We start from the raw sequence: 1,828 nt of genomic DNA on the forward strand, positions 1-1,828 counted from the left end.
GTGTTCCCCCGCACGTCATACACAATCTCCGACGCCGCCAGACCATCCGCCACCGTCGTCGCACCCGGGATCGCCCCCGTCACCGACGACGACAACAACCGATCCGCCCAGTCATAGCAATACGACGTCGACGTCGACACCGCAGCCTGACCCGGCGCCGTCCACACATCCGTCAGACCCGTCCGGTTCCCCGACATCCCCGCCGCCGCATTCGGACCACACCCACCCGACGACCCGAACCCATACGTGAACTCATGCCCCGGAATGGTCGCCGACACCAACCGCCCAGCCGCGTCATACCCGTACGTCGACGAATACGACGCCGACCCCATCGACGACTGCTGCTTCACCACACGCCCCGACTGCGAACGCACCACAGCATCCGACACGACCTGACCACCGACCAGCCACTCCTGACCGACCACCCGCTCCGCCGCATCACGACCCACACTGCTCAGCGCCGAACCATCCGGATACGCGATCTGCTGCAACTCCACCCGTGTCATCCGACGCGACCGTCGAATCGTTCGTCAAGCCTTCAAATGCCGCGCCACTCGCGACACATCTGTACCCAGCGCCAGCGACCTGAGTGGTCTCTCGTTCGTATGGCTAGTTGCGTGATGAGCGCAGTCAGCGTGATGAGGATAATCAGTTGGTGCTTCTCAAGATAGACACCGTCGAGCTACCTTATCCAGCAGAGTGAGAAACTCAGAATAATTGAGCGGATCGACGGGAATTTGAACTCCGAACAAAGGATGATCCTCTGGCAAGCGCACGTCGACAGGTAAGCCTCGACGAGAGTCGAGTACTTGAATCCCGTACCCATAGACGATCCGCGAAAGACCAAGATTTGAGTGCCACTTAGGATCCTCAAGTGAGAACCCCATGATCACATGCGACTGGTACGAGACGTTCTTCTTTCCCCAGACGAAGAAGTCCCATCGCAGCTCTGGATGGCGATCGATCATCAAGTCACCCAACAGCAACGCAACATCTTCGCACACGGACTGTGAGCGTCGATCGAGGTGATTACTGTCAGCGACAGGCACCATCGTTTCGATAAACCAGTCATTCAGCGACTGCACCGACTTATCACTGCCGTCGAATTCGATACCAGAATTTGCCAAGAGCGTGTGAAGTATCGCAATGCGATCGGGCTTTTGCCGCATCGACTGCTCGAACTCGGCGCGAGCGACAGAACGCGGCAGCTCAGCGAGCGACCACCACGGCATTGACTCGTTCAACGGATACTCCGCCCAACTGTTCATGGTATGACCTGCCACCGGATTCCGTTCTGAGTAAGGAAGCTCTTTAGAGGACCGCTAGGGCCCGCAAGTCCTGTCGTGGGACTCGCTGTGAAGTACCAGCGGACGCTTGTGAGATCGCCGGACGCAACCAACGCCGCGTCTTTCCGGACCTGAAGCCTAACGGAGCTTGTCAGCGAGGTGTAGCCGACCTTCGTCTCGATCCCGATGCGTCCCGAAGTTAGCACATCGATTCTTCGCATCCCCAGCCCCGGCACTGTAAAGGTCTGCTCGATCTTAGAACCAAGATTCTGCCTATTGATCTTGTCGCGAAATGCGTTGCCGTTTTGTTGATTCGTTCTGAGTGTTGTCCCCTAGTGTTCGTCGAGGATCGCGCACCGAAGTAGCTTGTGCTGGTTGGGGTGGTTAGCCCCAACCGCGCCCGCAGCGTCGCGAGATTAGGAATCCCTCCGCATCCACCTTCTATGCCACAGGGCATCCACCTTTCACCGCTGAGGTCGTGTCCGTTGATGGGGTCGGTGGGCCAGACGTAATCGTTCGCCCCACCACCCTCGATCGGGTCG

Annotated in this window: 2 protein-coding genes; both read right to left on the reverse strand. The window is 58.5% G+C overall.

Translation table 11 applies throughout. The features are described from left to right. Positions 1-497 (reverse strand): hypothetical protein (locus GZ64_RS19150; RefSeq protein ID WP_197020528.1); only part of this gene is annotated, 497 nt, incomplete at its 3' end. A 165-nt stretch (positions 498-662) separates the two neighbouring features. After that, a complete protein-coding gene (locus tag GZ64_RS0112620) occupies positions 663-1,268 on the reverse strand; it encodes a hypothetical protein (RefSeq protein WP_136023609.1) in 606 nt (201 codons plus the stop codon). Positions 1,269-1,828 lie beyond the last annotated feature (560 nt).

This window comes from Microbacterium sp. Cr-K32, assembly GCF_000708345.1.
Lineage (GTDB): Bacteria > Actinomycetota > Actinomycetes > Actinomycetales > Microbacteriaceae > Microbacterium > Microbacterium maritypicum_A.